19 protein-coding genes and 1 tRNA gene are annotated in these 25,507 nt (G+C 64.8%); 13 read left to right on the top strand and 7 right to left on the bottom strand.

Annotation, left to right across the window (positions count from 1 at the left end; translation table 11 throughout):
- Positions 1 to 13: 13 nt before the first annotated feature.
- Positions 14 to 778 carry an NRDE family protein gene (locus CU669_RS14105; protein ID WP_112145790.1) on the bottom strand — a complete coding sequence of 255 codons (765 nt, stop codon included), beginning with the start codon at positions 776 to 778 and terminating at the stop codon, positions 14 to 16.
- 82 nt (positions 779 to 860) lie between these two features.
- Here CU669_RS14105 and CU669_RS14110 point away from each other — a divergent pair, with 82 nt between their 5' ends.
- Positions 861 to 1,187, top strand: a complete 327-nt coding sequence (locus CU669_RS14110) for a DUF1476 domain-containing protein (protein WP_112145792.1) — start codon at positions 861 to 863, stop codon at positions 1,185 to 1,187.
- 3 nt (positions 1,188 to 1,190) lie between these two features.
- Here CU669_RS14110 and CU669_RS14115 read toward each other — a convergent pair whose 3' ends face one another.
- The 3 genes from CU669_RS14115 to CU669_RS14125 all read right to left on the bottom strand — a co-directional run bounded on the left by CU669_RS14115 (position 1,191) and on the right by CU669_RS14125 (position 6,337).
- Positions 1,191 to 2,501 carry a diguanylate cyclase domain-containing protein gene (locus tag CU669_RS14115; protein WP_112145794.1) on the bottom strand — a complete coding sequence of 437 codons (1,311 nt, stop codon included), beginning with the start codon at positions 2,499 to 2,501 and terminating at the stop codon, positions 1,191 to 1,193.
- A gap of 79 nt (positions 2,502 to 2,580) precedes the next feature.
- The gene (locus tag CU669_RS14120; RefSeq protein ID WP_112145796.1) at positions 2,581 to 3,501 is read right to left on the bottom strand and encodes an ArgK/MeaB family GTPase; all 921 of its coding nucleotides are present in this window, start codon (positions 3,499 to 3,501) and stop codon (positions 2,581 to 2,583) included.
- Between the two features lie 142 nt (positions 3,502 to 3,643).
- Complete coding sequence (locus tag CU669_RS14125) at positions 3,644 to 6,337, bottom strand: Rne/Rng family ribonuclease (RefSeq protein WP_112145895.1); 2,694 nt, start codon at positions 6,335 to 6,337, stop codon at positions 3,644 to 3,646.
- A 530-nt stretch (positions 6,338 to 6,867) separates the two neighbouring features.
- Between CU669_RS14125 and CU669_RS14130 the strand changes: the two genes are divergently transcribed.
- The 3 genes from CU669_RS14130 to CU669_RS14140 all read left to right on the top strand — a co-directional run bounded on the left by CU669_RS14130 (position 6,868) and on the right by CU669_RS14140 (position 11,534).
- Complete coding sequence (locus CU669_RS14130) at positions 6,868 to 8,481, top strand: N-acetylmuramoyl-L-alanine amidase family protein (RefSeq protein WP_322096909.1); 1,614 nt, start codon at positions 6,868 to 6,870, stop codon at positions 8,479 to 8,481.
- Positions 8,482 to 8,600: 119 nt separating this feature from the next.
- Positions 8,601 to 8,921 carry a hypothetical protein gene (locus CU669_RS14135; RefSeq protein ID WP_112145800.1) on the top strand — a complete coding sequence of 107 codons (321 nt, stop codon included), beginning with the start codon at positions 8,601 to 8,603 and terminating at the stop codon, positions 8,919 to 8,921.
- An 81-nt stretch (positions 8,922 to 9,002) separates the two neighbouring features.
- Positions 9,003 to 11,534: a penicillin-binding protein 1A gene (locus tag CU669_RS14140; RefSeq protein ID WP_112145802.1), complete on the top strand. Its 2,532-nt coding sequence runs from the start codon at positions 9,003 to 9,005 to the stop codon at positions 11,532 to 11,534.
- Positions 11,535 to 11,652: 118 nt separating this feature from the next.
- On the opposite strand, the gene CU669_RS14145 is transcribed toward CU669_RS14140, so the two are convergent.
- Positions 11,653 to 12,546, bottom strand: coding sequence for an LOG family protein (locus CU669_RS14145; protein WP_112145804.1), 894 nt, complete (start codon positions 12,544 to 12,546; stop codon positions 11,653 to 11,655).
- Between the two features lie 133 nt (positions 12,547 to 12,679).
- On the opposite strand from CU669_RS14145, the gene CU669_RS14150 reads away from it, so the two are divergent.
- Positions 12,680 to 13,336, top strand: coding sequence for an MBL fold metallo-hydrolase (locus CU669_RS14150; RefSeq protein WP_112145806.1), 657 nt, complete (start codon positions 12,680 to 12,682; stop codon positions 13,334 to 13,336).
- Here CU669_RS14150 and CU669_RS14155 read toward each other — a convergent pair.
- A complete protein-coding gene (locus tag CU669_RS14155) occupies positions 13,333 to 14,589 on the bottom strand; it encodes a citrate transporter (RefSeq protein WP_112145808.1) in 1,257 nt (418 codons plus the stop codon). The genes CU669_RS14150 and CU669_RS14155 overlap by 4 nt on opposite strands.
- A 206-nt stretch (positions 14,590 to 14,795) precedes the next feature.
- Between CU669_RS14155 and CU669_RS14160 the strand changes: the two genes are divergently transcribed.
- The 6 genes from CU669_RS14160 to CU669_RS14185 all read left to right on the top strand — a co-directional run bounded on the left by CU669_RS14160 (position 14,796) and on the right by CU669_RS14185 (position 21,379).
- Positions 14,796 to 14,888 (top strand) — tRNA-Ser (locus CU669_RS14160).
- A 263-nt stretch (positions 14,889 to 15,151) separates the two neighbouring features.
- Positions 15,152 to 15,937, top strand: a complete 786-nt coding sequence (locus CU669_RS14165) for an IclR family transcriptional regulator (protein WP_112145810.1) — start codon at positions 15,152 to 15,154, stop codon at positions 15,935 to 15,937.
- A 60-nt stretch (positions 15,938 to 15,997) separates the two neighbouring features.
- Entirely contained in the window at positions 15,998 to 17,722 is a 1,725-nt protein-coding gene (locus tag CU669_RS14170) for a thiamine pyrophosphate-binding protein (RefSeq protein WP_112145813.1), read from the top strand.
- Positions 17,723 to 17,770: 48 nt separating this feature from the next.
- Entirely contained in the window at positions 17,771 to 18,775 is a 1,005-nt protein-coding gene (locus CU669_RS14175) for a TRAP transporter substrate-binding protein (RefSeq protein WP_112145815.1), read from the top strand.
- A complete protein-coding gene (locus CU669_RS14180) occupies positions 18,775 to 20,646 on the top strand; it encodes a TRAP transporter large permease (RefSeq protein ID WP_112145817.1) in 1,872 nt (623 codons plus the stop codon). Before CU669_RS14175 ends, CU669_RS14180 begins: the two co-directional genes overlap by 1 nt.
- 19 nt (positions 20,647 to 20,665) lie before the next feature.
- Positions 20,666 to 21,379 (top strand): SDR family NAD(P)-dependent oxidoreductase, encoded by a 714-nt coding sequence (locus CU669_RS14185; RefSeq protein ID WP_112145819.1) that lies wholly within the window; start codon positions 20,666 to 20,668, stop codon positions 21,377 to 21,379.
- Between the two features lie 19 nt (positions 21,380 to 21,398).
- On the opposite strand, the gene CU669_RS14190 is transcribed toward CU669_RS14185, so the two are convergent.
- Positions 21,399 to 22,202: a hypothetical protein gene (locus tag CU669_RS14190; RefSeq protein ID WP_112145821.1), complete on the bottom strand. Its 804-nt coding sequence runs from the start codon at positions 22,200 to 22,202 to the stop codon at positions 21,399 to 21,401.
- Between the two features lie 17 nt (positions 22,203 to 22,219).
- Here CU669_RS14190 and CU669_RS14195 point away from each other — a divergent pair, with 17 nt between their 5' ends.
- Positions 22,220 to 23,638, top strand: coding sequence for an NAD-dependent succinate-semialdehyde dehydrogenase (locus CU669_RS14195; protein ID WP_112145823.1), 1,419 nt, complete (start codon positions 22,220 to 22,222; stop codon positions 23,636 to 23,638).
- Positions 23,639 to 23,757: 119 nt separating this feature from the next.
- Positions 23,758 to 25,497 carry an ABC transporter permease gene (locus CU669_RS14200; protein WP_112145825.1) on the top strand — a complete coding sequence of 580 codons (1,740 nt, stop codon included), beginning with the start codon at positions 23,758 to 23,760 and terminating at the stop codon, positions 25,495 to 25,497.
- Positions 25,498 to 25,507 lie beyond the last annotated feature (10 nt).

The raw sequence follows: 25,507 nt of genomic DNA on the forward strand, positions 1-25,507 counted from the left end.
GTCTCCGTCGAATTCAACACTCGACCGGGGCGTATGCGGTTTGGTCTGGGCGGCCCGGCGCGAACCGCCAGATCGGGCGGATCGGAGCGAGTTCCGGAGCGGGCAGGGCGATCAGCGAACTGGAGACGGTGCCAAACCCGTTGGGGCGAAGGAAACACATGGAGGGGGCTTCCTCGGCGTCGTTGCCGTCGCGTCCCGAATCCGCCATCAACCGGGCCCAGCCGCTCCAGTCGCCGCCCTGGGAATCACCGGGGTCGGGCCGTGGCGGCGCCAGCGCCGCGAAGCGGTCCATATAGGCGTCGATGCGGGAGCTGGCCCGGTCGTCCAGTTCCAGCGCGCTCAGCATGTGAAACCCTGGGGCGATGGAATGACGGCTGATGCGGTTGCCGTCGGCCCGCAGCCAGTAGGCGTCGCGGTTGTCGGCGATCACCATGTTGAATGGGCGATAGGAACCGGCATCAAGGTCGGACAGGGCCTCGGCGGCATCGGCGGCGTCGGCGTGTTCCAACGCCTCCAACACCAATTCCCCCCGTGAACGTTTGCCCGCTTGCGGTCCCAGGGTTCCCATGCGGTTCAAGATGGCCGCCATCACGCCGGTGTCGTTGATGCCCATCCATGATCCGCCGGCCAGTTCATCCATCCCGGCCACTACCTCGGGCCGGTCGTCCCACCACCGGCCGGGCGGCCGCGATGGGCGTCCCGCCATTTCGTCGCGATTGGCGGCGATGATCAGCGGCCAAGTCTCGCCGGGACGGCGCAACAGCACCAGAGTGCACATGTGGAGATTCCTGATTTTCCCAACGCGGGCTCCGTTATACCATGGTGGTTCAGACCCGCCAGTTGGAGAGTTATTTCCGATCATGAACGCCTTCGATGACCGCGAGAAAGCCTTCGAAGCCAAGTACCACCTCGATCAGGAGATGGAGTTCAAGGCCAATATCCGTCGCGACAAACTGCTGGGTCTGTGGGCTGCCGAGAAAATGGGGATCGGCGGCGACGCCGCCAAGACCTACGCCCTGTCCGTGGTGGACGTGGAATTCAATGGAACCGACCATGATGCGGGCCAGAAGGTGGCGCGGGACTTCGCCGCCAGCGGCGTCGCCATCGACGAAGGCACCATTCGTCACCAGATGACGGTCTTGCTGTTGCTGGCCCACGAACAGATTATCGAGGAACTGTCCCGATAGGACTCAAGGCTGGGTGCCGTCGTAGTCGATTTCGTCCTGGGGCGTGCTGTCCGAGTAGAAGCAGAACGCGTTGCGGCCCGAATGCTTCACGCGGTACATGGCCACATCGGCCGCCTTGCTGACCTCTTCCATGGTGGCACCGTCATCGGGGAAGATGGCGATGCCGATGCTGGCCCCGACCTGACAGGCGTGCTCGTTAAACTCCACCGGCTTGGTCAGCGAATCGATGATCTTGCGGGCGACCATGGCGGCCTCGCCGGGGCGGGCGACTTCCTCCATCACCACGACGAACTCGTCGCCGCCCACACGCGACACCGTGTCGGAGCCACGGATACAGGTGGACAGCCGCCGCGCCACTTCCTTCAGCACCACGTCACCAGCCTCGTGACCGAGGGTGTCGTTGATTGGTTTGAACTTGTCCAGATCCACGTAAAGCACGGCCATGCGGCCGCCGTGGCGCCGCACGCGGGCCAGGGCGTGATTGATACGGTCGTTGAGCAGATTGCGGTTGGGCAATCCGGTCAGGCTGTCATGGTGGGCAAGACGCTTGATCCGTTCCTCGTTCTCCTTGCGCTCGGAAATGTCGCGCAGGATGCCGGTGAACAGGCGACTTTTGCCGTGGCGAAGCTCGCTGACCGAAATCTCCAGGGGGAACAGGCTGCCGTCCGAGCGCCGCCCCATGCTTTCCACCGCCCGGCCCATCAACTTGGTGCCGCCGCCCAGATAGGATTTGAACATGTCGCCGTGATGGTCGCGCATGGTCTCCGCCATCAAGACGCCGATGTGCTGGCGGATCAGTTTGCCGGGGCCATAGGCGAACATGCGGTCCACCGCCGGATTGGCGGTATCGATCAGCCCTTGCTCGTTGACGGTGATGATGCCCTCGGCCACCGAGGCCAGGACGCCTTGCAGGCGTTCTTCCCGTTCCCGCAGCGCTTCGGCGGAGCGGACGAACCGGGAGATATCGCGGGCCTCGACCAGGAAAAGCTCATCGGGTGACTGGACCCGGCGAACCCGGATTTCCGCCTCGAACAGGTCCGAATCAGTGCGATGCAGTTTCAGCGGCAGGAAATCTTCCTCCGCCAGCAGATCCCAGCCCGCTTCCACCAGAAAGCGGTAGTCGGCCTCCACATAATCGACGAAATCGGTTCCGATGGCGTCGGCGGCACTGGTCAGTCCCAGTGTCTTGATTCCGGCCTGATTGATAAAGGTAACCCGTCCATCGCGCAGAATGCAGACAAGCGACGACACGAGTTCCAGCAACTCGTGATCGAGGATGACGGTTTCGGCTCTGGCGACCGCGGACGAGGGCACGTTTCCCCCTAACAATGACCGGTTGATGGTCGGTCAATCCGCCGGGGCTTGTCAATATCTGCTACATACCGGGGCAAAATTAATCAATCCTTAGGTGGTCGGAGATTTCAGCCAAACGTCCGAACGGGGACGATCCCGGTGCAAGGCTCAAAGAGCCAGCGCGCCGCACGCCCTCGCGCCCAAATCTTTCCCGGATCGCTTCCACCAGCCAAATCTCGGCCTGCGCATGACGGGCGCGCGACAGAGCGTCCTTGGCGGCAAGGTGAGCGGCATGGGAGTCAATCCCGGCGACAAGGGAGTCGATACCCTCGCGCGTATTGGACGATACCATTAGAACCGGGACGGTCCAACCGGCATCTCCGTCCTCGCCGCCCAGGCTGAGGGCGCCCAGGACGTCGGCGCGGGCCCGCTTGGCCGCCGCCCCCATATCGGCCTTGGTCACCACCACCAGATGGGGGATCTCGGCAATGCCAGCCTTCATGAACTGAAGCGAATCCCCCGATCCCGGCTGGACGCAGAACAGAACGGTGTCGGCGACGCCGACGACATCGGTTTCCGATTGGCCGACCCCGACGGTTTCGATCAGCACCACGTCGAACAGCGCGCGCATCAGCACCATGGCCGATACCGTCAGGGCCGACAGACCGCCCAGGCGATCCCGCGCAGCCATGGAGCGGACGAAGATGCCCTGGTCTTCAGGATCGGTGGTCAGGCGGGTGCGGTCACCCAGCAGAGCCCCGCCGGAGCGGCGCGATGACGGATCGACCGCGATGCAGCCGACCCGGCGGCCACTGGCCCGCCAACAGGCGATCAAGGCATTCATCAAGGTGGACTTGCCGACGCCGGGCGGCCCCGTCATGCCCACCACATGGGCCATGGGCGCGCCATGGGCCGCATCCAGCAGGGCGATGGTCTCGGGGGCGTCGGGAAAGCGTTCGATTTGGGCCAAGGCCTTTGCAAGCCCGGCCTTGCCGCCCCGTCTGACCTCATCAAGCGTCATCTGGCACCATCCGGCCTGTGATCAAGGGATTGCGGCCGGGACGGCCGCGCTCCAAACGATGCCGCCCAATGGGAGAGCGGGCATCTTGCCCGTACGACGACATCCCCCTTTCCCGCAAGCGGGAAAGGGGGGAGACGCGGTTCTAGGAGATCAGGCGGTTCCACCAGCCCTTGCGCGGGGGATTGGCGGGGGGCAGCGGCTGTTCCGGCTCGGCGGCGACCGGCGCGGGTGCGGGCGCCTCCACGACCGGCGCGGGGGCCGGAGGCTCGGGGGGCGGTTCCGCCGCGACCGGCTCGGGCTCGGGCGTCGGAGCAGGCTCGGCCACCGGCGCTTCGGCTTCCGGAGCGGCCTCGGCCTTCTTGCGGGGAGCGGCGCGCTTGCGCTTGGGCTTTTCCTCGGCGGCCGGTTCGGCGGTCACGGCCTCCTCGGTCGGCGCTTCGGCCGCGGCCTTCTTGCGGGGAGCGGCGCGCTTGCGCTTGGGCTTTTCCTCGGCGGCAGGTTCGACGATCACGGGGGCGTCGGCGTCCACCTCGGCGACGGCGGCAATTGGCGCGTCGTCTTCGTTGCCCTGCGGCTCATCGGTGCCTTCGGGGGCTTCGGTGCCTTCGACACCGTCCTGGCCCTCGGCGCCTTCGACACCGTCCGGGCCGTCACGACGACGACGACGACGGCCGCCCCGGCGACCACGGCGGCGCTTGCGCGGCTGGTCGCCGTCGGCACCCTCGGCCTCATCGGCGCGGGGTTCGTCACCCTCTTCGCCTTCACCGTCTTCATCGCCTTCGGCGTCGTCCTCGCTCTCGCCTTCGGCGTCATTGGCCGAGGCCGAGCGTTCGTTGGCGCCTTCCTCCGAGCCTTCGCCGGGCTGGCCGTCCTCGGGGCGCCGCTTCTTGCGGCGGCGACGGCGGCGCTTGCGTCCGGCGGCATCGGTCTCGCACTCGCTCTCAGGGCGGCCGCCCTCGGCCGCGCGTCCGGCCGGGGCCTCTTCGGCCTCGTCTTCCTCTTCCGCATCGGCGTCGTCGGTCTCCTCGACGGCGGGCGGCGGGCGGTGGGCCGCGTCGTCCATGCTGATGGCGGTGCGGACGGGCTCGTCGCGGAATTCGGCCTTGACGCGATCCATGCGGTAATTGGGCGGAATCAAGGTGTCGTCGCCCAGCAGCAGCACGGTGAACTCGTAGCGTTCCTCGATGGCGGCCAAGGCGCTGCGCTTCTGATTGAGGATATAGAGGGCGATGGCCGAGGACACGTAGACGGTGACCTCTGAGGACCGGCGGCGGATGCCTTCTTCCTCGATGGCGCGCAGCACATGGACGGCGGCGGATTCCACCGAACGGACCAGACCGGTTCCGGCGCAGTGCGGGCAGGGGCTGAAAGTGGTTTCCTGAAGCGAGGGGCGCAACCGCTGGCGCGACAGTTCCAGCAGGCCGAAGGCGCTGATCTTGCCCACCTGGATGCGGGCACGGTCGTTCTTCAGGGCCTCCTTGATGCGACGTTCGACCGCGTTGTTGTTGCGGTTCTCTTCCATGTCGATGAAGTCGATGACGATCAGACCGGCCAGATCGCGCAGGCGCAACTGGCGGGCCACTTCGTCGGCGGCCTCCATATTGGTCTTGAGCGCCGTCTCCTCGATATGGCGCTCCTTGGTGGCGCGGCCGGAATTGACGTCGATGGCGACCAGGGCTTCGGTCTGGCTGATGACGATATAGCCGCCCGACTTCAACTGGACCGTCGGGCTGTGCATGGCGTCCAGCTGGGTTTCCACCTGATAGCGGTGGAACATGGGCATGACCGGATCCTTGTAGGGCTGGACCTTCTTGGCATGGGACGGGGTCAGCATGCGCATGTAGTCCTTGGCGAGGCGGTAGCCCTCGTCGCCGTCCACCAGCACTTCGTCGATGTCGCGGGCATAGAGATCGCGGATCGAACGCTTGATCAGGCTGGCTTCCTCGTAGACCAGTTCAGGTGCGCTGGACTTCAGCGTCAGGTCGCGCACGGAATCCCACATGCGCAGCAGATATTCGTAGTCGCGGCGGATTTCGGTCTTGGACCGCTCGGACCCGGCGGTGCGGATGATCACCGCCATGCCGTCGGGAATGTCCATCTCGTTGGCGATGGCCTTCAGGCGGCGGCGGTCGGTGGAATTGACGATCTTGCGCGACACTCCGCCGCCCCGGGCGGTGTTGGGCATCAGCACGCAGTAGCGACCGGCCAGCGACAGATAGGTGGTGAGAGCGGCGCCCTTGTTGCCGCGCTCTTCCTTGACCACCTGGATCAGCATGATCTGGCGGCGCTTGACCACCTCTTGAATCTTGTAGTGGCGCAGCAGCTTGGCGCGGCGGCGTTCATTGTCGGCGTCGTCGTCGCCGCCCACGGTTTCCACGCTACGCTTGCGCGGCTCGGCTTCGCCGCCTTCGGCTTCGGGCGTTTCCTGCTGCGCGGGAGCGTCCTCGACGGTGGCGCCGTCGGCGGCCTCGGCCACCGCTTCGGCGGCGAGATGGCCTTCGCCCACCGGTTCGGCATCATCGCGGTCGTTGGTGGCTTCGCGCATGACCTCGGCCCGCTGGGCAGCCAGCAGGGCCTGACGGTCGGCGACCGGGATCTGGAAGTAATCCGGATGGATTTCGCTGAAGGCCAGGAAGCCGTGGCGATTGCCGCCATACTCGACGAAGGCGGCCTGGAGCGAGGGCTCCACGCGCACCACCTTGGCCAGATAGATGTTACCCTTTAGCTGCCGCTTGGTGGATGTCTCAACATCCAGTTCTTCCAGGCGAGTTCCATTGACCACCACAACCCGGGTCTCTTCCGGGTGGGTGGCGTCGATCAACATACGCTTGACCATAAAATCCATATCTCCGTGGGCTCGTTCGCGACGCGCGGGGCGCATGCGAACGGCAGTCTGATCCAGCGAAGCCGGCGCGCACGGACGCGCGACCACAAGGTTCGCCTGAAAGCGATTCCACAATCCTGTTCTCTTGGATGGGCATCATGGTGGCGATAAACCTGATCACGGGCGTCACGCCCGGCTTCGAATTCGGGTCTGGCTTCGCAGGCCGAGGAGTGGCTTTCGCCTTGCTGTCGCGCTTGGTGCGAAAAGGGCGCGAAACCACCGTCCGGGATTGGACGCTCGGATAGTGCGAGCACATGGGGAATCAAAATAGCCGCAGCGGCTCATTTCGACAACGATCTTGTTGAGGTGTTTGCGATATGACGGCCGGGGCCGGTGGCGGCGTTAATGATTCGGTAAGAAGAGTCTGCCGAATCAAAGACTTTTGGGTTGAGCTTGAGTCTTCGTCTGCGTTATAGCTTTCCATACGGCTCCCCCGTGACCGCAGATGATCGAGACCAATGATTCCACGCCGACTCATAACCTTGTCCCTGGCGATTCTGACCGGGCTGTCCGTCCTGGCGGTGAGCGGGGCGGCATGGGCGGCCTCCGGCTCGGGGGCGCGGCTGGGCATTCACGGCGAGGGCGTCACCCGCTTCGTCATGGATCTGTCGGACACCATCGCTTTTTCGGTGACGCCCAAGGCCGATCCCTATCGCATCGTCATCGAAGCGCCCGACCTGCAATGGGCGGGCGCCAACACCATCGGCAAGCCCTGGGGCTCGGTCAACGGCATGCGCGCCGAGGATGGCCGCATCGTGCTCGATCTCAGGAAGCCTGCCCTGGTGAAGGGTTCGTTCCTCATAACCCCGCGTGACGGCATGGGCTGGCGTCTGGTGGTGGATTTGTCGGAGACCACGCGGGAGGCCTTCATGGCCTCGGTGGAGGGCGGGGGGCCAGTGCTTCGGCCGCCGGTCGCCAAGGCGTCGCCGCCGCCTGCGCCCGCCAAGACCGCCGCTCCCAAGCCGCAACCCGTTGTCAAGACCGCGCCGCCGCCTGCTCCCGTTGTGGAGGAGGTTCGCGCCCCGGAACCGGCGGTGGAAGCCGCCACGCCGCCGCCCGCATCGGAACGGCCGCAATCCAAGATCGTGCTGACCAGTCCCAACGCGCCGCCGCAGGCGCCGTTGCCGCTGCCCGAGCCGGTAACCGCGTCTTCCCCGGTGGTTCCCACTGCCGCGCCCAGGCCGCTGGAAAAGCCGGTCAAGGGGCTGCCCATGCTGACGGCCCCCATGCCGCCGCCGCCCGAACGTCCGGTGGTGGCCCAGCCCGCTCCGCCGCCGCCGCCCGTGCCCGTGGTCCAGGCGCCGCCGCCGCAACCAGCCGCACCGGTGATCCAGGTCGCCGCTCCCACGCCCAATCCGCCCGCGGCGCCCAAGGGCGAGAACACCGCCAAGGCCCGCGACGGCGTGCCGGTCATCGTCATCGATCCCGGCCATGGCGGCGTTGATCCCGGCGCGACCGGCGTGTCGGGCATCTACGAAAAGCACATCACGCTCGCCATGGCCCGCGAGATGAAGACGGCGTTGGAAAAGAACGGGCGTTACCGCGTGCATCTGACCCGCGATCGCGACGTGTTCATCCGCTTGCGCGACCGCGTCGCCATCGCGCGCCAACATGGCGCCGACCTGTTCATCTCGCTGCATGCCGATGCGGTGCAAAACCCGCAGATTCGAGGCCTTTCTGTCTATACCCTGTCCCAGAACGCCTCGGATAACGAGGCCCAGTCCCTGGCGGAAAAGGAAAACAAGGCCGACCTCATCGCCGGTGTCGATCTGACTCATGAATCGCCCGACGTGGCGGGTATCCTGATCGATCTGGCCCAGCGCGAGACCATGAACCGCTCGGCCGGTTTCGCCACCGAACTGGTGGACGAGGTGGGCCAGGAGATGGATCTGCTGGGCAATACCCATCGCTTCGCGGGGTTCGCGGTGCTGAAGGCCCCCGACGTGCCGGCGGTGCTGGTGGAAATGGGCTATCTGTCCAACGACTTCGAGGAAAAGCAACTGCGCCAGCCGCAGTATCGCGCCCGCCTCGCCAATGCCATGGCCAAGGCGGTGGAACGCTATTTCCCGCCCTCGCTCAAGGCGAAGCGGCCTTGATTTTCGATTCGTCACCCCCGCGTAGGCGGGGGTCCATGATGGGGAAAGTCTGAATGCTCGCCCTTGGGCGTCGTCTTCGCGGCAAGAAGGATTCCCGCTTTCGCGGGAATGACGGGGTTATGGCTGTGTCGGCTGTGTTCACCGCCATGCTCCTGTCCGTCTTGGGCGCCCCCGCCGTCGCCGAACCCAAGCTGGAAAATCTGTGCCTGACCTGCACCCGGCCGGACCCCGCCTGCTGGCTGGTGACCTATCGCTGGCAGGATTACAATCTGAAGGGCGACGTGGGCACCACCGTGGTGGTCACCGCCGGTCAGCCGCCCACCGAGGACGATAAGGAGCGGGCGCGGTTGTCGCTGCTGCGCACCATGCCGCCCAACACCACCGTGGTCATGGCCAAGAGCAGCCGTATCGCCTGTCCCCCGGGAGCGCGGGTGGAGTAGGGGGCACTCGTCGCCACACTTGACGGACAAGGCTTCGAAGCGGTACCACCTGCCCCTGGCTGCCGTGTCGATCGGACCGCGATGTTTCGCTTCTTTCTAGGCATCTTCTCCCTGCTGATCCTGCTGGCCATCGTGGCGGCGGGCGGCACCGTGTTCGTCTTCTGGCATTTCGGCCGGGGCCTGCCCGATTACCACCAACTGGCCCATTACGAGCCGCCCATCACCACCCGCGTCTATGGCGGCGACGGCCGTCTGGTGGCGGAATACGCGGTGGAGAAGCGGGTCTTCGTGCCGCTCTACGCCATTCCGCAGGCGGTGAAGGACGCCTTCCTGTCGGCGGAGGACAAGAATTTCTACAGCCATGCCGGCGTCGATCCTGTCGGTATCGCGCGCGCCATCGTGATCAATCTGCGCAATCGCGGCATGGGCGGCGATCGTCGGCCAGTGGGTGCGTCGACCATCACCCAGCAGGTGGCCAAGAACTTCCTGCTGACCAACGAGGTGTCCATCGAGCGCAAGGTGAAGGAAGCCATCCTGGCCTTCCGCATCGAGCGCACATTCTCCAAGGACCATATCCTCGAACTCTATCTGAATGAAATCTATCTGGGCGTCGGCTCCTATGGCGTCGCGGCCGCCGCGCTGAACTATTTCGACAAGGGGCTGGACGAATTGGCCCCGGCCGAGGCCGCCTATCTGGCGGCGCTGCCCAAGGCGCCCAACAACTATAATCCCCATCGCCATTATCAGGCCGCCAAGGAGCGCCGCGACTGGGTGCTGGGCCGCATGTTCGAGGACGGCAAGATCACCCAGGCCGAGTATCAGGCCAATGTGGCCATGCCGCTGGACGTGCGCACCCGCAAGGAAATGCAGGCGACCCAGGGCGCCGACTACTTCGCCGAGGACATCCGCCGCGAATTGCAGGCCAAGTTCGGCGAAGGGGCGCTGTACAAGGGCGGATTGGTGGTGCGCGCCTCCATGGATGCCAATCTGCAAGCCGTGGGCTCCAAGGTTCTGCGCCAGGGGCTGGCCACCTACGACCGTCGCCATGGCTGGCGCGGCCCCATCGCCCGCGTGACCGCCGGAAACGGCTGGCCGCAGCAACTGGCCGCCGTGCCGCGTCCCGGCGGCGCCAACGAGGCCTGGGAGATCGCTGTGGTCATCGGCCTGACCGAGCAGGATGCCACCCTCGGTCTGTCGGGCAATCGCACCGGCAAGCTGCCCTTCGCCGAGATGAAGTGGGCGCGTCCCGCCTTGGAAAAGCAGACCATGGGGCCCATGCCGCGCCGACCCGGCGACGCGCTGGCCCAAGGCGACGTCATCCTGGTGGAGCCTGCGGCCAAAAGCGAGGACGGACACGCCTATCCGGCCAACACCTACTCATTGCGCCAAATACCCAAGGTCGAAGGCGCCCTGGTCGCCATCGACCCCCATACCGGCCGCGTGCTGGCCATGGTGGGCGGCTGGTCCTATGGCAAGAGCCAGTTCAACCGCGCTTCCCAGGCCCTGCGCCAGCCCGGCTCGTCCTTCAAGCCCTTCATCTATCTGGCGGCGCTGGAAAGCGGCTATACGCCGTCGTCGCTGGTGCTGGACGCCCCCATCGCGCTGCCGCAGGGCCCCGGACTGCCGCTGTGGCGGCCCAAGAACTACAGCGACGATTATCTTGGCCCCACCACGCTCCGCGTCGGCATCGAGAAGTCGCGCAACCTGATGACGGTGCGCCTCGCCCAGGCCATCGGCATGGAAAAGGTGGCGGATTATTCCGGCCGCTTTGGCATCTACGACAAGCTGCCGCTGCAATTGTCCATGGCGCTGGGGGCGGGCGAGACGACGCCGCTGAAGCTGACCGCCGCCTATGCCATGCTGGTCAACGGCGGCAAGAAGGTGCGGCCTACCTTGATCGACCGCATCCAGGACCGCAACGGCAAGACCATTTTCAGCCATGACCTGCGCTTCTGCGAGGGGTGTTCGGCGCAACGGTTCTCCGGACAGGACATGCCCATTCTGGCCGATATCCGCGAACAGTTGGTGGACCCGGTCTCGGCCTATCAGATGGTCAATATCATGGAAGGCGTGGTCCAGCGCGGCACCGGCACCTCCGTCAGGGCGGTGGGCAAGCCCCTGGCGGGCAAGACCGGCACCTCCAATGATTCCAACGACGTCTGGTTCGTCGGCTTTTCTCCCGATCTGGCGGTCGGCGTGTTCGTCGGCTTCGACGATCCCGCCACCTTGGGCCACAAGGAAACCGGCGGCTCCATCGCCGCGCCCATCTTCCGCGATTTCATGATGGAAGCGTTGAAGGACAAGCCGCCGACCCCGTTCCGGGTGCCGCCGGGCGTCCGCCTGGTCCGGGTCGACGCCAAGACCGGCAAGCCCGCCATGCCCGGCGACGGCAAGGCCATCTACGAGGCCTTCAAGGACACCGACCGCATGCCGGGCGACGATGAAGAGGTGCTGGAAGGCGGCGGCGCCGTCAATGGCTTCAGCTTCGCGCCCTATCTCGGCGCCGAGGAAGGCGCATCCCCCACCGGGGAGATGCCCGCGCAGGGCGGCGCGCCCACCCTGACGCCGCCGCAACCGGCGGGACCGGCTCCGGCGGCGGGCGGGCTGTATTAGCGTCCGGCGACATGACTCATGTGGGATGCGGGCGGGACGCCCGCGCTCCGAACGGCATGCTGGTCTCGGAGCGCGGGCGCCCCGCCCGCCCGCGGCTTACTTCAAATAACAAGCGGTATCAGCGGTTCAGCTTGTAGAAATCGGCGATGAACGCCCAGGCCTCCTCGGCGGTTTCCACATAGGTGAACAGATCCTTGTCGCCGGGCGAGGCCATGCCTTCCTCGATCAGGGCGCCCAGATTGATGATCCGCTCCCAATAGGCGCGACCGAACAGCAGGATGGGAATCGGGTCGATCTTGCCGGTCTGGATCAGGGTTGCCGCTTCGAACAACTCGTCCAGGGTGCCGAAACCGCCGGGGAACACCACCAGCGCCTTGGAGCGGGTGAGGAAGTGCATCTTGCGGATGGCGAAATAGTGGAAGCGGAAGCACAGTTCCGGGGTGATATAGGCGTTGGGGGCTTGCTCCATGGGAAGAACGATGTTCAGCCCGATGGATTTGCCGCCCACGTCCTGGGCGCCGCGGTTGGCGGCTTCCATGATACCGGGGCCGCCGCCGGTCTTGACCACGAAGTCGCAGGTATGGTCGTTGGCGCAGGCGCCGGTGACGATTTGGGCGAAGCGGCGCGCCTCGTCGTAATACCGGCTGTTGGCCAGCCGACGACGCGCCACGGCCAGACGGTGAGTGGCCTCCTTGTCGCGCGGGCGGGCGCGGGCGGCTTCCTCGGCGGCGCTCAATTCGCGGCGCGCCATGTCGGGGTCCGGAATGCGGGCCGAGCCGAACACCGCGATGGTGGACTTGATGCCGTATTGCTGTTGCAGCAGTTCCGGCTTCAGCAATTCCAGTTGCAGGCGCACCGGCCGCAGATCCTGGCGCAACAGGAAATCCACGTCCTCGAAGGCCAGGCGATAGGCGGGCGAGGCCGTCTGGGCGGTGGCGGCGGTGGGGATGGTCAGCTTGGCGGCTTCCCGGCGCGCGGTGGGAAACGGACCTCGGTGGCGAAATCGCGGCATGGATTTTGGGGCTCCTTTGGCGAGTGTCAGTGTCAGCCATGCATCCTTACCAGGGGGTAAAGGCGCACGCGGCTCTTGGAAAGCGGCGCGCCCTTCGCTATAGGGGGGGAGTCTTTTCAGTGGAACCGGTGCCATGACCCATCAGCATCTCGGCGATTTCGGTGATTTCTCGCTCTCGGTGGTGGTTACCAGCCCGCCCTGGTACGAGAACTGCTTCGTCGTGCTTCACAAGCCGAGCCAAACCGTGGCGGTGGTCGATCCCGGCGGCGATGCCGAACGAATCCTCCATGCGGTCGAGGCCATGGGCGGCAAGCCCGAGGTGATCTTGCTCACCCACGGCCATCCCGATCATCTGGGTGCCGCCCATCAGCTTGAGACGGCCCTGAAGATTGTCACCCGCGCCCATGCCGACGAAATGCCGGTCATCGAGGCCGCTAGCGATCTCAACCGCTCCTTCACCGGCCAACCGCAGAAGGGACCGGGCAGCCTGGAAACTTTCCCGGGCGAGCCGAGCGAGACCCTGGGCGGCGCCCCCATTCGGGTCATTCACACCCCCGGCCATACGCCCGGCGGTGTCTGCTTCGACTTCGGCCCGTTCGTGCTGACCGGCGACACTCTGTTTCGCAACGGCGTCGGCCGTACCGACCTGCCCGGCGGCAGCGAGCAGAAGCTGTGGGCCTCCATCAATCACCTTCTCGGTCTGTTGGACGACAAGGTGATGCTGTTTTCCGGCCATGGACCGGAATGGAGCGTCCAGGACGCCCGCCGCTGGTGGCGGATGGTCGGCTAATTGCCTTTAACGGCGTGATGGGCGGGCAGGCGCGGCTCGGACGGCAACGGCTTGTCCGGGTGCCATCCCACCACCGCGCTCAGCACGATGAATCCGGCGATATAGGCTGCTGTCACATGCCAGCCGTGGCGCAGCCACAGGCCCACCGACTTGGCTTCGGGGAACATGTTGGACAAGGCCACCCCGGCCGATGATCCGAACCAGACCATGGATCCGCCGAACCCCACCGCATAGGCGATGAAGCCCCAGTCGTGCCCTCCCTGCTTGATGGCAAGGGCGGTCAGCGGGATGTTGTCGAATACCGCCGAGACGAAGCCGAGCCCGAACGCGGTCATGGCCGAGGCGGGAGGCAGTTCCTCCACCGGCATCATGGACGCGCACAGGACCAGCGACAGCAGGAACACTGAACCCTTGGCCGTCTCGGGCAGTACCTCCCAGTCGGGGCGTCGGATGGACATGGTGGCGACGAGGGCCAACCACACCGAACCGCCGATAAAGGGGAACAGATGCGCGAAGTGGCCGAATTGAAGATTGACCATGACATTGGTGGCGATGGCGGAACACAGGATGATGGCGACGATGCCGACCCGGCCCCAGTCCACATGGGTGTGGTCATGCGCATTCTTCAGGATGGGCGAATAGGCCTGTTGTTGCTTGGCGGCGATGATGCCGACCACCAGCAGGCTGACCACCGCCCCCGCATAGGCTTCGAAGACGGCGGCGGGCGAGACGCCTGCGATCCACAGCATGGTGGTGGTGGTGTCGCCCACCACCGAGCCCGATCCGCCCGCATTGGAGGCCGCCACGATGGCGGCCAGATAGCCCACATGCACCCGGGCGCGAAACAATTGGTGCGCCATGGCGCCGCCGATCATGGCGGCGGCGATGTTGTCGAGAAAGCTGGACATGACGAAGACCATGACCAACAGCAAAAAGCCGCCCTTCCAGTCGTCGGGCAGATAGCGCGGCAGCAGCACGGGCACATGGCTCTTTTCGAAATGCCGCGACAGCAGCGCGAATCCCATCAGCAGGCAAAACAGATTGGCCAGCCCAACCCATTCATGGGCGAGATGGTCGCCAAATCCCGCCAGGCCGGTTCCGGTCTTGAAACCGGCGAACAGGATCTTGTAGCCGGCGATGGTCACCAAGCCGGTGAGGCCGACCTGAAAGGTGTGATTGTGGAGCAGGGCGACACCCAGCAAGGTGGCCGCGAAAAGAAAGAAATCCACCGGAATTCCGAAGATGGCTGGCATGGACGCACCCTGTCGTTTTTTTGCCGACGGTCCTTGGTGGCCATCTGGCTTGGTTGGCTTGATCATAGCCCCAGGTCCGATGCAGGCACACCCCTTACCGAGGCCAAAGGCAGATAACGCGGAATTCCGGGAAAGATGCGTTGACGCCCCCATGCGCTTTCGCTAGAACGACGCCTTAGCCACGGCGGCAAGCAACCGCCTTCTGCGGAGGGGTGGGTGAGTGGCTGAAACCAACGGTTTGCTAAACCGTCCTAGGGTGTCAAACCTTAGCGCGGGTTCGAATCCCGCCCCCTCCGCCACCTAGCTTTTTCAAGCACTTACGCGAACCAGCGATCACGGGCCATCACCCGTGATCACTCGCGCGCCCTTTTGGCTTGCGCCAATAGCGCTACGAGCTCGTCGAGGCTTGGTAGTGCGTCTCGATAACAGGTATCCCCCGAGTCAAAAATTTCATTCGCCGAGGCTCCATTGAAAGGCGCTGGACTCTCGTTCCGAAAAACGACTATATTTACGTCAGAAATTTGGAACGCGGTGTCGCTCTGGTCTGGAAGGGATTGCCGATATGGCTGAAAATCAGGAGCCGACGGTCAAGATTGTCGAGCGCGTCGTCGCGGTCTTGTCGGCCTTGTCCGATGGCGGAGCCCAGGGGACATCGCTGGCGGATCTTTGCGATATCACCGGGTTGCGCAAGGCGACGGCTCACCGTCTGCTGGCGGCCCTGACAGGCAGCGGCTTTGCCTTCCAAGATATCGATAGTCGCCGCTACCGCCTGGGATTCCAGGCGGCTTCCCTGGGTTTGACCGCGGCGGCCCAGTGCGTCGCCGGTCCCGCCATGCCGGTCCTGGGGCGGCTGGCGGCGACCACTGGGGACACGGTATTCGCCTCCATTCGGGAAGGTCTGGCGGCCATCTGCGTGGCGCGGGCGGTGGGTGGTTTTCCCATCCGCACCCTGACTCTCGACGTGGGAGACCGGCGCCCCCTGGGGGTGGGGGCGGGCAGCCTGGCTTTGCTGGCGTTCTTTCCAGATTCAGAGATTGAAATGATCGTGAATCGGAACGAACGATGGCTTCAGGACTTCCAAAGATTCGCTCCCGAGGAAATGAGCGCGCTCATCACCCGGACGCGGCGTGATGGTTTTGCCCTCAACGAAGGCCGCATCGTTCCGGGCATGAATGCCATCGGCGTCCCGGTGCTTGACGCGACGGGACGGCCGCTGGCCTCCCTCAGTCTGGCCGCCATTCGCGACCGCATGGGGCCGGAGCGTTTGCCCGAGTTGGTACAAAATCTTCAAGCCGAGGCACGGGTTCTCGCCGAAGTCCTGACGCCGCGGGCATTGGCGGCACAGTAGGACGTTCCGTTATCACCCAACAACGACACTGTCCGTGCGCGGACCGGTGAGGAGACTTTCATGCTTAACGAAATGTCCGGTGGCGAGGCCATCGCTCGCATGATCAAGGCATTCGACGGTGGCCCGATTTTCGGAATGGGCGGCTTCCAACTGCTGCCGTTCTACGATGCCGCCCGGCGGTTGGGCCTGTCCCATTACCTGATCAACGACGAGCGGGCCGGTGTCTTCGCCGCCGATGCCTATGCCAAGGTGTCCGGCCGGGTGGGCCTGGTGGATGCCACTGTCGGACCGGGGGCCACCAATCTGGTCACCGGGCTGGTCGAGGCCTTGAACGCCGGAACCCCCATGGTGGCGCTGGTGGGCAATACCCATCGCGATCACTCCTGGAAGAATATGACCCAGGAATGCCGTCAGGTGGATATTCTGCGCCCCGCTTGCAAGGAGCTGATCCGCATCGAATCGGTCGAGCGCATTCCCGAGCTGATGCGTCGCGCCTTCGCGGTGGCGACCAGCGGCCGCCCCGGTCCGGTGGTGGTGGATATTCCAGAAGATGTGAGCCACGGCACCGCCGTATTCGATCCCGCGGCCTTTAGCGCGCCGAAGGCCAATCGGACGGCGGCGGCGCTTCGCTGTCGTCCCGACGGGGCCGCCATCGCCAAGGCCACGCAAATGATTGCCGAGGCGCGGCGGCCGGTGATCCTGGCCGGTGGCGGGGTTCATCTCTCCGGAGCGGCGGAGGCGCTGACCGCCTTCAGCCGTAGCCTCAATATTCCCGTGGCCCATACCCTGACCGGCAAGGGTGCAATTCCCTGTTCCGATCCCCTGAGCGCCGGCCTGTTCGGACGCTATGACCGCATCGCCAACACGATCATCGAAGAGTCCGACCTGATCCTGGCGGTGGGCTGCAAACTGGGTGAGATCGCCACCAAGCGCTATACGGTTCCTGGGACGGGCAAGCGCATCATCCACCTGGACAATGTGAGCGAGGAGTTCGGTCGAACCGTTCAGCCCGAGCTTGTCCTATGGGGCGACGCCCTGCTTGGCATCTTGGACCTGGGCAACGCCCTTGCCATCGATGCCGAGCGTATCTCCGGCAGGAACGCCGACTGGGCGACCGGCATTCCCCGCCGCATGACGGCCTGGCGGGAGGACGTCGCCCCGCGCCTTCATTCGGCTGAGATTCCCGTCAGCATGGCGAGGCTGATGACCGAGATCAATGCCGTCCTGCCCGCCGATGGCTTCCTGGTCGCCGATGGCGGTTTCGCCGCCCATTGGGGGGGGCTGCTGTTCGATACCAAGCAGGCCGGGCGGGCCTTTGTTCCCGATCGCGGTTCCGCTTCCATCGGCTATGGCCTGCCCGGTGCCATGGGGGTTGCCATGGCCGCGCCGGGACGGGCGGTGTTCAGCCTGACCGGAGACGGCGGCTTCAACATGATGCTGGGCGAGCTGGAGACCGCTCGCCGCCTTGATCTGACCTTCACGATCATCGTCGTCAACAACGCCGCCTCGGGCTATGTCAAGGCGCTGCAGCATCTGGTCTACGGGCCGGGCTCCTACCACGCGTCGGACCTTTTGGAGACCGATTACGCCGTGGTGGCCAGGGCGCTGGGATGCACCGGCATTCGCGTCGAGGATCCGGCCGATCTGTCCCAGGCCCTGCGGACCGCGCTGGCGACCAAGGGGCCGACCATCGTCGACGTGGTGGTCACGCGCGATCCGGCAAGGATGCTGCCGGGCGTCGATAACCGCGCCGTCGTCATCAAGAAGGGCGACCGCGTCGCCTGAAGCATACACACGGCGGGGAACCGCTCGCCGTCAGGGGAGGAAACAACAATGAAACGTCGCGCCTTCATCACCTCGGCCGCCGCCGGGATCGCGTCCTTCGGCATCATCAGCCGCCGGGCCAGCGCCGCCGAATTCGTCTACAAATTCGCCAACAACCAGCCGGAAACCCATCCCACCAACACCGCCGCCAAAAAGGCAGCCGACCGCATTCGTCAAGAGAGCGGCGGTCGGCTTGATATCCAGATCTTCCCCAACAACCAGTTGGGCGGCGATACCGACATGCTCAGCCAGGTTCGTTCCGGGGCGTTGGAATTCTACATGCTGTCGCCAACCCGGCTGGCCAATATCATTCCCGATGCCGGCATCAGCGGGTTGGGCTTCGTCTTCCCGGACTACGACGCGGTGTGGAAGGCCATGGACGGCGAGTTGGGCGCTTTCATCCGCGCCCAGATGCCCAAGGCGCAACTGGTGTCCATGCCCAAGATCTGGGACAACGGCTTTCGTCACATCACCACCAGCAGTCGGCCGATCAATTCCGCCGCCGACCTGAAAAACCTGAAGATCAGGGTTCCCACCACCCAGATGTGGATTTCGCTGTTCAAGGCGTTGGGCACCGCGCCCACCGGCATCGACTTCGCCGAACTCTATTCCGCCCTTCAGACCAAGGTGGTGGACGGCCAGGAAAATCCCCTTTCGATCATTCAATTCGGCAAGCTTTACGAGGTGCAGAAATACTGCTCCTTCACGTCCCATATGTGGGACGGCTTCTGGTTCGTGGCCAGCAAGAAGCAGTGGGACCGGCTGCCGGGCGATCTCCAGGCCTTGGTGAGCCGCCACATGGATCTGGCCGCCGACGAGCAGCGGGCCGAGATTCGCGGCTTGAACGAATCGCTCCAGGGCGATCTGCAAAAACGCGGCATGACCTTCAATTCCGCCGACACCGCCTCGCTGATGAAGACGGTGGCCGACGCGGGCTACTACAAGGAGTGGAAGGGCAAGTTCGGAGCGGATGCCTGGACCCTGCTCCAGAAATACACGGGGGCGGTCGGCTGATGCGGATATCGCCCGAAGCCGCCGATCCCGTGACCGGCAATCAAGCCCAAGCCCTGCTGCTGCGATTGGATCGCGGTATCGGCGCCGTCTGTGAACTTTTGGCCGCCATCCTGATCGTGGCCGAAACCGCGATCCTGCTCTCGGGGGTTATCGCCCGATATGTGTTGCATGCGCCGCTTACCTGGTCGGATGAACTGGCGTCCATCCTGTTCCTGTGGCTGGCCATGCTGGGTGCCGTTATCGCCCTGCGGCGGGGCGAGCACATGCGCCTTACCATCCTGGTCAATGCCAGGGGCGGGATCTATCGGAAATGGCTTGATCCCCTTGCCGCCATCGTGCCGGTGATTCTGCTGGGCACCCTGCTTCCCTTTTCTCTCGAGCATTTCGAGGACGAGATGCTGGTGATGACGCCCGCCCTTGGGCTATCCCATTCCTGGCGTACCTCGGCCATGGTGGTGGGAATCGGCCTGATGGCCCTGCTATCCGCCCTACGCCTGCTCGAACGCGGATTCGACCGCGCCACCCTTCAGGTGGTTCTGGCTATTGCCCTCCTGGCCGCGGTCCTTTTTATCCTGAGGCCCCTGTTTCCCTCCCTGGGGTATTACAACCTGCTGATCTTCTTGGTCGGGCTGGTCATCACCAATGTGGTGCTGGGGGTTCCCATCGCCTTTTCCTTCGGCGTCGCCACCCTGTGCTACCTGGCATTCGCCACCCATGTGCCGCTGTCGGTGATCGTGAGCCGAGGCCAAGGCGGCATGGAGCATCTGGTTCTGCTATCGGTGCCGCTGTTCATCATCCTGGGCTTGCTCTTGGAGATGACCGGCATGGCGCGGGTCATGGTGGAATTGCTGGTGGCGCTGCTGGGTCATGTGCGGGGCGGGCTGTCCTATGTTCTGTTGGGCGCCATTTTCCTGGTTTCTGGGATTTCCGGTTCCAAGGCGGCCGACATGGCGGCGGTGGCTCCGGCCCTCTTTCCCGAAATGAAGAAGCGGGGTTACAAGCCCGACGAGTTGGTGGCGCAACTGGCCACCTCCGCCGCCATGTCCGAGACCATTCCCCCCAGCCTGGTTCTGATCACCATCGGTTCCGTCACCGACGTGTCCATGGCGTCCCTGTTCACCGGCGGTCTGCTGCCCGCCTTCGTCCTGTGCGTGGCCCTGGCCGTTCTGTCGCGCTTGCGTTTCCAGGGCGACCATCGCTCGGTCACGCCCCGGCCGCCGGCACGCCATATTCTTCGGACCCTGGTCATCGCCAGCCCGGCCCTGGCGCTGCCCTTCGTCATCCGGGCCGCCGTGGTGGAAGGCGTCGCGACCGCCACCGAGGTCGCCACCATCGGCATCGCCTATGTGGTGGTCTGCGGCCTTCTGGTCTATCGCTGCCGCGACTGGTCTCGGCTTATGCCGCTGCTGGTGGAGACGGCGGCCCTGACCGGGGCCATTCTGTTCGTCTTTGGCATGGCCACCGCCATGGGCTGGTCCATGACCCAATCCGGCCTGTCGCGCCAGTTGATCGCCGTGATGTCGGGACTGCCCGGTGGCGGCATGACCTTTCTTCTGATCTCCATCGCTCTGTTCATCGTGCTGGGCAGCGTGCTGGAGGGCATTCCCGCCCTGGTTCTGTTCGCCCCCTTGTTGTTTCCCATCGCGCGGGTGGTGGGCATTCACGAGGTGCATTACGCCATGGTGGCGATCCTTGCCATGGGAATCGGGCTGTTCGCCCCGCCGCTGGGGATCGGCTACTACACCGCCTGCGCCATGGGGCGGGTAAGTCCGGATCAGGCCATGCGGACCATCTGGCCCTATATCGGGGCCTTGATCGCCGCCCTGGTCCTGGTGGCGGCGGTACCGTGGCTGTCGACCTGTCTGCTGTAACAATCGTGGAGTTGGATCGGTGAACGACTATGCCGTGATAACAGGAGGCGCCCGAGGAATTGGCGCCGCCATAGCCCGCAAGCTGCGTAGCGACGGATTGAGGGTCATCGTCGTGGACCGTGACAGCCCCGCCACGGATACCGCCGATGAATTTCTTCAGCTTGATCTCGCGGATGCTCCAAACCTGACTGCGGGCCTGGAACGTATCATCCTGGGCCGTCGGGTTACCCGCTTGGTCAACAATGCCGGCATCGTCATGCCGGCTTCCTTGGAAGATGCCGATCCCGATTCCTTCGGCCGCGTGGTCGATGTCAACCTGATCGCGCCGATGCTTTGTGCTAAAGCCGTCCTGCCCGCCATGAAGGCGGCGCACTATGGTCGTATCGTGAATATTTCCAGCCGGGCGGCCTTGGGCAAGGAATTGAGAACGGCCTATTCCGCCACCAAGGCTGGCCTGATCGGGATGTCGAAGACATGGGCCCTGGAGTTGGCTCCCTACGGCATTACCGTCAACGTCGTGGGCCCAGGTCCGATCAACACCGAGCTGTTTGCCAAGGTCAATCCAGCCGGTGATGCCAGAACACAGGCGATTATGAACGCGATTCCCGTTAAGCGGCTGGGGACACCAGAAGACGTGGCCCAAGCCGTGGCGTTCTTCTGCGCGGAAGGCTCGGGCTTTGTAACCGGGCAAGTCCTATATGTCTGTGGTGGCCTGACCATTGGATCGGCGTGAACGTGGCGGCGCCATGTCTCTAGCGGAACAGGGCGGAGAAATCCCGAGCGCTCATGCCTGGAGCGGCGCCGCTTTCCTTGGCGGTGGCGTTGACTCGGCTGACGATGCCGGTTTCCCAGGTGGAACGGGCGTCGCCAATGCGAGCCGTCATGGCATCGACCACGGCGGCGGCAATGCCTTGTGTCGCAAGGACGGCAAGGCGGCCGACCCCGGCTTCGTCCATGCCGATACCGGCGTCGTTGAACAAAACGGCGCGGGCGGCGCAACGCAAGGCCGCCTTGGGATCGCCGCCGGGAAGCCCCCCATGCGAGCCCGTGACGACGATGGCTCCATCCAGGGCGGACGAAATGTCCGAGGCGGAATCCATGCCCCAGACATCCGGGCGGCGGGGCAGCCGGGACAGCAACAGCGGGCGGGACTCTGGTCGGGCATGCCGCTGGGCCGGAAGCGCCGCCGCGCGAAGGCGCCAAGCCGCTTCGGCGGTCGGCATGCCGGTCTCAACCCCCAGCGCCTGGGCGAGGGCATTGACATGGGATATGACGCCCCGGGCCAGCATATGGGCGCCGTCACCGATGCGGGCGCTCCGATAATCCACGGCGGCGGCGGCCATGCCGACGCTCTCCAAGACAGTCAATCCGGCGATTCCCGCCCGATCCAGGCCAATACCGGCATCGTTGAGGATCACCGCCCGGATAGTGTTCGCCGCCGCGATCCGGGCGGCGAGAACCCCGCCGTGGGAACCGGCGACCACCACCATGCCGTCGTGCCCGGTCAATAGGCCGGTGATGCTTGGCAGGGCGACAATATCACTCACAGGTTTCATTCAGAGGATTCTACCCCATGCATCTCGATGATCCCAGCCTGCTGCGCAGCCTTTGCCGCATTGGCGAAGAATGGGTCGGCGCCGATTCCCAAGAGGTCTTCGACGTGGTTGATCCTGCCGATGGGCGGGTCATCGCGACGGTGCCGCGCGCAGGCAAGGCGGAGACAAGGCGGGCCATCGAGCGCGCATCCTCCGCGCTGCCCGCCTGGCGGGGATTGACGGCAAGGGAGCGCGGCGTCCTGCTGCGGCGCTGGCATGACTTGATCCTTCAGCATCGTGACGACCTGGCCAGGATCATGACCGCGGAGCAGGGCAAGCCGCAGGCCGAGGCACGGGGGGAGGTCTCCTACGGAGCAGGCTTCATCGATTGGTTCGCCGAGGAGGGCAAGCGGATCTATGGCGATATCATTCCGTCCCCGTTTCCCGGTCGGCGCATCATGGTGCTGAAGGAGCCGGTCGGCGTCGTCGCCGCCATCACGCCATGGAATTTCCCCAATGCCATGATCACCCGCAAATGCGGACCCGCCCTGGCGGCCGGTTGCACCGTTGTCCTGAAACCGGCGGAAGACACTCCGCTATCGGCCTTGGCGCTGGTGGAACTGGCGGATAGGGCAGGGATTCCGGCCGGTGTCCTGAACGTTGTCACGGGCCATCCCGTCGAGATCGGAGCCGAGCTGACGTCGAATCCCCTGGTGCGAAAGCTCAGCTTTACCGGATCGACCGCTGTGGGCAAGGCGCTGTTGAGGCAATGCGCCGACACCATGAAGAAGGTCAGTCTGGAATTGGGCGGCAACGCGCCCTTCATCGTCTTCGATGATGCCGATCTTGACGCGGCGGTGGCGGGCGCCATCGCCAGCAAATTTCGCAATTCGGGCCAAACCTGCATCTGCGCCAATCGGCTGTTGGTTCAAGATGGCATCCACGATGCCTTTGTTGATCGATTGGTCGAGGCGGTCGGGACGCTCGACCTTGGACCACTGATCCACGGCCGAGCGGTGGAGGGAGTCGAACGCCTTGTAAACGACGCCGTGGCCTTGGGGGCGCGGGCGCTCTGCGGTGGCACCCGGCGGGCGGCGGGCGGCAATTATTTCGATCCGACCGTCCTGGTGGGAGTGACGCCCTCCATGGCCTGCGCCAACCAGGAAATTTTCGGCCCGGTGGCGCCGTTGATCCGGTTCCATACCGAAGACGAGGCAATCCGCTTGGCTAACGACACTCCTTATGGGCTGGCCGCCTACGCTTATACCCGTGATGCCGGGCGGGAATGGAGACTGGCCGAGGGATTGGAATTCGGCATCATCGGCCTCAACGAATCCATGGTTTCCACCGAGGTCGCGCCGTTTGGCGGGATGAAGGAATCCGGCCTCGGTCGGGAAGGGTCCAAATACGGTATCGATGAATATCTGGAGATCAAATACGTTTGCCGGACGGGATAGCCTTGCCGGGCCGCTTTGAACGGCGCCGCCGTCACGGCTTTGTCATTGCTTGTCCACTCGACATCGGGGTGACGAAGGGCTAAGAGGGCCGTGCGACAACTCCGATCAAGGCGCATGGCATGCGGTGGCCCCTCCCCACGGTGGCGGTATCCCAAGACCTGAAGCCCAATTCATGGGATCTGGCGCTGATTCCCGTGGTGTTCGCCGTTCTGGCCCTGTTGGCGTTCGGCGCCGCGCAGATGAGCATTCCCTACGACGTGGGCGAGCCGCTGCCGCTCAGCCTCGATCCCGCCAATCTGCCCTATTACCTGCTGCGCAGCGCCCTGCGCATGGCCGCCGCCCTGGTGGCCTCGCTGGCCTTCACCATCGTCTTCGCGGTGACGGCGGCCAAGGTTCCGGCGCTGGAAAAAGTGCTGATCCCCATTCTCGACATCCTTCAGTCCATTCCCATCCTGGGCTTCCTATCCATCACGGTGACCGGTTTCATTGCGCTGTTTCCCGGCAATCTGCTCGGCGTCGAGTGCGCCGCCATCTTCGCCATCTTCACCTCGCAGGCCTGGAACATGGCGTTCAGCCTCTATTCCTCGCTGAAGACGGTGCCCAACGACCTGATCGAGGCGTCCGACATGTTCCACCTGTCGGCGTGGCAGCGGTTCTGGCGCCTGGAAATGCCCTGGGGCATGCCGGGGCTGGTGTGGAACATGATGATGTCGGTGTCGGGCGGCTGGTTCTTCGTGGTGGCCTCGGAAGCCATCTCGGTGTCGGGCCAGAACATCAGCCTGCCCGGCGTCGGCTCCTATATCGCGCTGGCCATCGCCGAGAAGAATCTGGCGGCCATCGGCTGGGCCATCCTCGGCGTGCTGGGCGGCATCATCGTCTATGACCAGCTGATCTTCCGGCCGCTTGTCGCCTGGACCGACAAGTTCAAGGTGGATTCCCTGCCGGGCGAGCAGGTGCCGGAATCCTGGTTGCTGACCCTGATGCAGCGCGGCCGCCTGTTCCGTTATCTGGCGCGCCTGCCCGCCGCCCTGTGGGAGGTGTTCACCGGCCTGCTGCGGCGTCATGACAAGGAGACGCTGTTCCACCGGGCGCCGGGGCCGCTGTTGACCCTGCCGGACTGGGTCGGGCGCGCCTGGGACGCCGTCCTGGTGGTGGTCGCGGTCCTGGGGCTGGTCCAGGTGGCGCTGTTCGTCCATGGCGAGGTGGGGTTCGGCGAGATCGGCCAGGTCTTGCTCTATGGTCTGGCGACCACGCTGCGGGTGGTGGTGCTGATCACGCTGGCCTCGCTGATCTGGGTTCCCATCGGGGTGTGGATCGGCCAGCGCCCCCTGGTGGCGCAGAACGTCCAGTGGATCGCCCAGTTCATGGCGGCCTTTCCCGCCAATCTGATGTTTCCGGTCGCCGTGATCGTCATCGTCCGCTTCGACCTCGACGTGGATGTGTGGACCAGCCCGCTGATGATCCTGGGCACCCAGTGGTACATCCTGTTCAACGTCATCGCCGGTGCCTCGGCCATCCCACAGGAGATGAAGGACGCCGCCGGCAATCTGGGACTGACCGGCTGGCTGAAGTGGAAGCGCTTCTATATTCCCGCCATCTTTCCGTCCTATGTCACCGGGGCGATCACGGCCTCGGGCGGGTCGTGGAATGCGTCCATCGTGGCCGAACTGGTCAGTTGGGGCGACACCAAACTGGAAGCCCACGGTCTTGGCGCCTATATCGCCCGGGCCACCAGCGACGGCGACTTCCCCCGTATCGCGCTGGGCATCGCGGTGATGTGCCTGTTCGTCATGGCCTTCAACCGCTTCCTGTGGCGCAGGCTTTACATGCTGGCCGCCGAGCGGCTGCGTCTGGACTGAGGAGCCGATC

The organism is Paramagnetospirillum kuznetsovii (assembly GCF_003284725.1).
Classification (GTDB): Bacteria; Pseudomonadota; Alphaproteobacteria; order Rhodospirillales; family Magnetospirillaceae; genus Phaeospirillum; species Phaeospirillum kuznetsovii.

Excerpts from the sequence above, each read along its gene's own strand:
- CU669_RS14140 (WP_112145802.1), top strand. The coding sequence starts at position 9,003 with ATGTTTCGCTTCTTTCTAGGCATCTTCTCCCTGCTGATCCTGCTGGCC.
- CU669_RS14180 (WP_112145817.1), top strand. The coding sequence starts at position 18,775 with ATGCGGATATCGCCCGAAGCCGCCGATCCCGTGACCGGCAATCAAGCC.
- CU669_RS14165 (WP_112145810.1), top strand. The coding sequence starts at position 15,152 with ATGGCTGAAAATCAGGAGCCGACGGTCAAGATTGTCGAGCGCGTCGTC.
- CU669_RS14170 (WP_112145813.1), top strand. The coding sequence starts at position 15,998 with ATGCTTAACGAAATGTCCGGTGGCGAGGCCATCGCTCGCATGATCAAG.
- CU669_RS14200 (WP_112145825.1), top strand. The coding sequence starts at position 23,758 with ATGCGGTGGCCCCTCCCCACGGTGGCGGTATCCCAAGACCTGAAGCCC.
- CU669_RS14135 (WP_112145800.1), top strand. The coding sequence starts at position 8,601 with ATGGCTGTGTCGGCTGTGTTCACCGCCATGCTCCTGTCCGTCTTGGGC.
- CU669_RS14175 (WP_112145815.1), top strand. The coding sequence starts at position 17,771 with ATGAAACGTCGCGCCTTCATCACCTCGGCCGCCGCCGGGATCGCGTCC.
- CU669_RS14145 (WP_112145804.1), bottom strand. The coding sequence starts at position 12,546 with ATGCCGCGATTTCGCCACCGAGGTCCGTTTCCCACCGCGCGCCGGGAA.
- CU669_RS14195 (WP_112145823.1), top strand. The coding sequence starts at position 22,220 with ATGCATCTCGATGATCCCAGCCTGCTGCGCAGCCTTTGCCGCATTGGC.
- CU669_RS14190 (WP_112145821.1), bottom strand. The coding sequence starts at position 22,202 with ATGAAACCTGTGAGTGATATTGTCGCCCTGCCAAGCATCACCGGCCTA.
- CU669_RS14110 (WP_112145792.1), top strand. The coding sequence starts at position 861 with ATGAACGCCTTCGATGACCGCGAGAAAGCCTTCGAAGCCAAGTACCAC.
- CU669_RS14120 (WP_112145796.1), bottom strand. The coding sequence starts at position 3,501 with ATGACGCTTGATGAGGTCAGACGGGGCGGCAAGGCCGGGCTTGCAAAG.
- CU669_RS14125 (WP_112145895.1), bottom strand. The coding sequence starts at position 6,337 with ATGGTCAAGCGTATGTTGATCGACGCCACCCACCCGGAAGAGACCCGG.
- CU669_RS14105 (WP_112145790.1), bottom strand. The coding sequence starts at position 778 with ATGTGCACTCTGGTGCTGTTGCGCCGTCCCGGCGAGACTTGGCCGCTG.
- CU669_RS14150 (WP_112145806.1), top strand. The coding sequence starts at position 12,680 with ATGACCCATCAGCATCTCGGCGATTTCGGTGATTTCTCGCTCTCGGTG.
- CU669_RS14155 (WP_112145808.1), bottom strand. The coding sequence starts at position 14,589 with ATGCCAGCCATCTTCGGAATTCCGGTGGATTTCTTTCTTTTCGCGGCC.